Genomic DNA, 5,274 nt, shown 5'->3' on the forward strand with positions numbered 1-5,274 from the left:
GGCAGACATCGAACCATTTGAAATGGTCTAACTTGGATTTGTTTTTCGCAAGGCCGCCGAGAGGCGGCCCCGAGAAATTCCTTTTCCTATACAGAACCGTATGAATCGAACGGAACCGATCAGCGTAACAGTTGTGAGGACCGGACGGGCTCGAAGCCCAACACATTTGGACGGAGAGTTCGATCCTGGCTCAGGATGAACGCTGGCGGCGCGCCTAACACATGCAAGTCGAACGGCACCTGCCCTCGGGCAGAAGCGAGTGGCGAACGGCTGAGTAACACGTGGAGAACCTGCCCCCTCCCCCGGGATAGCCGCCCGAAAGGACGGGTAATACCGGATACCCCGGGGTGCCGCATGGCACCCCGGCTAAAGCCCCGACGGGAGGGGATGGCTCCGCGGCCCATCAGGTAGACGGCGGGGTGACGGCCCACCGTGCCGACAACGGGTAGCCGGGTTGAGAGACCGACCGGCCAGATTGGGACTGAGACACGGCCCAGACTCCTACGGGAGGCAGCAGTGGGGAATCTTGCGCAATGGGGGGAACCCTGACGCAGCGACGCCGCGTGCGGGACGGAGGCCTTCGGGTCGTAAACCGCTTTCAGCAGGGAAGAGTCAAGACTGTACCTGCAGAAGAAGCCCCGGCTAACTACGTGCCAGCAGCCGCGGTAATACGTAGGGGGCGAGCGTTATCCGGATTCATTGGGCGTAAAGCGCGCGTAGGCGGCCCGGCAGGCCGGGGGTCGAAGCGGGGGGCTCAACCCCCCGAAGCCCCCGGAACCTCCGCGGCTTGGGTCCGGTAGGGGAGGGTGGAACACCCGGTGTAGCGGTGGAATGCGCAGATATCGGGTGGAACACCGGTGGCGAAGGCGGCCCTCTGGGCCGAGACCGACGCTGAGGCGCGAAAGCTGGGGGAGCGAACAGGATTAGATACCCTGGTAGTCCCAGCCGTAAACGATGGACGCTAGGTGTGGGGGGACGATCCCCCCGTGCCGCAGCCAACGCATTAAGCGTCCCGCCTGGGGAGTACGGCCGCAAGGCTAAAACTCAAAGGAATTGACGGGGGCCCGCACAAGCAGCGGAGCATGTGGCTTAATTCGAAGCAACGCGAAGAACCTTACCAGGGCTTGACATATGGGTGAAGCGGGGGAGACCCCGTGGCCGAGAGGAGCCCATACAGGTGGTGCATGGCTGTCGTCAGCTCGTGTCGTGAGATGTTGGGTTAAGTCCCGCAACGAGCGCAACCCCCGCCGCGTGTTGCCATCGGGTGATGCCGGGAACCCACGCGGGACCGCCGCCGTCAAGGCGGAGGAGGGCGGGGACGACGTCAAGTCATCATGCCCCTTATGCCCTGGGCTGCACACGTGCTACAATGGCCGGTACAGAGGGATGCCACCCCGCGAGGGGGAGCGGATCCCGGAAAGCCGGCCCCAGTTCGGATTGGGGGCTGCAACCCGCCCCCATGAAGTCGGAGTTGCTAGTAATCGCGGATCAGCATGCCGCGGTGAATGCGTTCCCGGGCCTTGTACACACCGCCCGTCACACCACCCGAGTCGTCTGCACCCGAAGTCGCCGGCCCAACCGCAAGGGGGGAGGCGCCGAAGGTGTGGAGGGTGAGGGGGGTGAAGTCGTAACAAGGTAGCCGTACCGGAAGGTGCGGCTGGATCACCTCCTTTCTAGGGAGATAAATCTTCTAGAGAGATCAACTTAACTCGAATAGAGGGCAGGAGCCCGTCCGGTTGATGTCCGCCAGGATGATTCCCCGCAGCACCCGGTCCCCGGGGTCGCACCCGCGTACCTTGAGAGCCGCATAGCGATAGGAGAGAGATGGAAGATCATTCTTCCAGACTCGATTCTTTTCTGCGATTAAACAGAGAATGATAGCAATCATTCATCCGATCCAAACAAGAAGAATTCACTTATTAATGAGTGAGGAGCATCTGATCGCGAGCACAGTGAAGACACTGTGCCGCGGTATGAGATACCCGAATTGCGACATACGAGCGCTATTCATGATATCGATTAATTAATTTTAGCGACACGTGGATATCCCGCGGGCCCGAGAGCGGTCCCGCAAGATACCACGGGCGCACGGCGGATGCCTTGGCACAGGGAGCCGATGAAGGACGCGGCAAGCTGCGATAATCCCCGGCGAGGAGCACACATCCTTCGACCCGGGGGTCTCCGAATGGGCGAACCCATCCACAGCAGTGTGGATATCCCCACCCCGAACACATAAGGGTGGGGAGGACAACCCGGGGAACTGAAACATCTAAGTACCCGGAGGAGAGGAAATCAATCTCGAGACTCCCCGAGTAGCGGCGAGCGAAAGGGGACCGATGGCCAAACCGTCGAGCGGGCATACCCGGCAGGGGTTCCGCCGACGGGGTTGCAGGGCCGCGCATCCGGGGGCTGCCGCCCCCGGGCGCAGGTCCGGCTGGGGAGCGGAACGGCATGGGAGGGCCGGCCGCAGCGGGTGACAGCCCCGTACGCGAACCCAGACCGGACGGCGCGACGCGGTCCCTGAGTAGGGCCGGGCACGTGAAACCCGGTCCGAACCTGGGTGGACCACCATCCAAGCCTGAGTACTACCCTGTGACCGATAGCGCACCAGTACCGTGAGGGAAAGGTGAAAAGCACCCCGGGAGGGGAGTGAAACAGTACCTGAAACCGTGCGCCCACGAGCAGTCGGAGCACCCTTGTGGTGTGACGGCGTGCCTTTTGTAGAATGAGCCAGCGAGTCGCTGGCGCGGGGCGAGGTTAACCGAAAGGGAGCCGGAGCGAAAGCGAGCCTTAACAGGGCGACTTGAGTCCCGCGCCGCGGACGCGAAGCCGGGTGAGCTATCCGTGGGCAGGCTGAAGCGGGGGTAAGACCCCGTGGAGGGCCGAACGCACGTCGGTTGAAAACGGCGGCGATGACCTGCGGATAGGGGTGAAAGGCCAATCAAACCCGGAGATATCTCGTTCTCCCCGAAATAGCTTTAGGGCTAGCGTCGCGCGTTCACCGCCGGAGGTAGAGCACCGGATGGACGAGGGGGCTTCGCCGCCTACCGAATCCAACCGAACTCCGAATGCCGGCGGCCCAGAGCGCGGCAGTCAGAGCATGTGGGCTAAGCTGTGTGCTCGAGAGGGAAACAGCCCGGACCGCCCGCTAAGGTCCCCAAGTTCCAGCCGAGTGGCAAAGGATGTGCGTCCGCCCAGACAACCAGGATGTTGGCTTAGAAGCAGCCATTCATTCAAAGAGTGCGTAACAGCTCACTGGTCGAGTGGACATGCGCCGACAATACACGGGGCTAAGCTGGACACCGAAGCGGCGGGATTTTATCTATATAGAATCGGTAGGGGAGCTTCCCATGGGCGGTGAAGCCGCCGGGCGACCGGCGGTGGAGCGCATGGGAGTGAGAATGCTGGCATGAGTAGCGAGAGACGAGAGAGTAACTCGTCCGCCGTGAACCCGAGGTTTCCTGGGCAAGGCTAATCCTCCCAGGGTCAGTCGGGGGCTAAGGCGAGGCCGGGAGGCGTAGCCGACGCGCAGCAGGCAGACATTCCTGCACCGCGCACGCGGCGCTACGACCGACGGGGCGACGGATGGGGGTGGCTCGGCGGGGTTCTGGACGTCCCCGTGATGGAGCGCGGCCCGCGGACCAGGGAAATCCGGTCCGCACGAGGGCGAGGCTCCGGACGAAGCGATCAAGCGAAGCGAGTGAGCCCGAGGTCCCTAGAAAAACCCCTAGGCAGGCGCGTGCGCGCCCGTACCGCAAACCGACACAGGTGGGTGGGTAGAACATACCGAGGCGATCGGGTCAACCATGGTCAAGGAACTCGGCACAATGGCCCCGTAACTTCGGGAGAAGGGGTGCCCGCGCGTACGTGAACGGACTTGCTCCGGGAGCGGAGGCGGGCCGCAGTGGAGAGGCCCAAGCGACTGTTTACCAAAAACACAGGACTCTGCAGAAGCCGCAAGGCGACGTATAGGGTCTGACGCCTGCCCGGTGCCGGAAGGTCACGCGGAGGAGTTAGCGCATCGCGCGAAGCCCCGAAGCCAAGCCCCGGTAAACGGCGGCCGTAACTATAACGGTCCTAAGGTAGCGAAATTCCTTGTCGGGTAAGTTCCGACCTGCACGAAAGGCGCAACGACTTGGGCGCTGTCTCGACCATGGACCCGGTGAAATTGCACTGGTCGTGAAGATGCGACTTACCCGCGGAAGGACGGAAAGACCCCGTGAACCTTCACTGCAGCTTGGCATTGGCCGCTGGTCCCGCGTGTAGAGGATAGGCAGGAGGCACAGATCCGGAGGCGCCAGCCCCCGGGGAGCCGCCCTTGGAATACTGCCCTCGCGCGACCGGCGTCCTAACCCGAGGCCGTCAACCGGCTCGGGGACCGTGCCAGGCGGGCAGTTTGACTGGGGCGGTCGCCTCCTAAAGGGTAACGGAGGCGCGCGAAGGTCCGCTCGGGACGGTCGGCAACCGTCCTTTTGAATGCAAGAGTACAAGCGGGCTTGACTGCGAGGCCCACAAGCCGAGCAGGTGCGAAAGCAGGCTCTAGTGATCCGGCGGCCCCGAGTGGGTGGGCCGTCGCTCAACGGATAAAAGGTACTCCGGGGATAACAGGCTGATCTTGCCCAAGAGTCCACATCGACGGCAAGGTTTGGCACCTCGATGTCGGCTCATCGCATCCTGGGGCTGGAGCAGGTCCCAAGGGTACGGCTGTTCGCCGTTTAAAGCGGTACGCGAGCTGGGTTCAGAACGTCGTGAGACAGTTCGGTCCCTATCCTCCGTGGGCGCAGGAGAATCGATGGAGGCTGCCCCCAGTACGAGAGGACCGGGGTGGACGCACCTCCGGTGAACCGGTTGTCGACCAACGGCACGGCCGGGTAGCCGCGTGCGGCGCGGATAACCGCTGAAGGCATCTAAGCGGGAAGCCGTTCCAGGGATTAGTTCTCCTTCCGGTAAGGGCCCAGGTAGACTACCTGGTCGATAGACGGCAGGTGCAAGGCTGGCGACAGCCTCAGCCGAGCCGCACTAATCGCCCGAGCTCTTCCGGAACCGCACCTCGCGGCCCGCGGGACCCAGCGCTCATGCGCGCGGTCCGGGCACGAGGATGCCCCCGAGTCGACTCCTCCTATGCGCCATGCGGCCCCCAGGGCACGTAGATGAGACCCAGGACACCGTAACGGTGGGCGCCGCCCACCGGTCAGCGGCCAGAGCATGGGGGGCACGCCCGGTCCCGTTCCGAACCCGGAAGCTAAGCCCCATCGCGCCGAGAGTACTGCGGGG

The 5,274-nt window shown here is 63.4% G+C and carries 3 rRNA genes; all 3 read left to right on the forward strand.

Annotation, left to right across the window (positions count from 1 at the left end):
• Positions 1-167 precede the first annotated feature (167 nt).
• Positions 168-1,673 (forward strand): 16S ribosomal RNA (locus PMX70_RS10015).
• Between the two features lie 395 nt (positions 1,674-2,068).
• Positions 2,069-5,043, forward strand: a 23S ribosomal RNA gene (locus tag PMX70_RS10020).
• Positions 5,044-5,190: 147 nt separating this feature from the next.
• Positions 5,191-5,274: ribosomal RNA gene (gene rrf / locus PMX70_RS10025) — 5S ribosomal RNA — on the forward strand; the annotation flags it as partial.

Source organism: Collinsella aerofaciens, from assembly GCF_028206795.1.
Lineage (GTDB): Bacteria > Actinomycetota > Coriobacteriia > Coriobacteriales > Coriobacteriaceae > Collinsella > Collinsella aerofaciens_AX.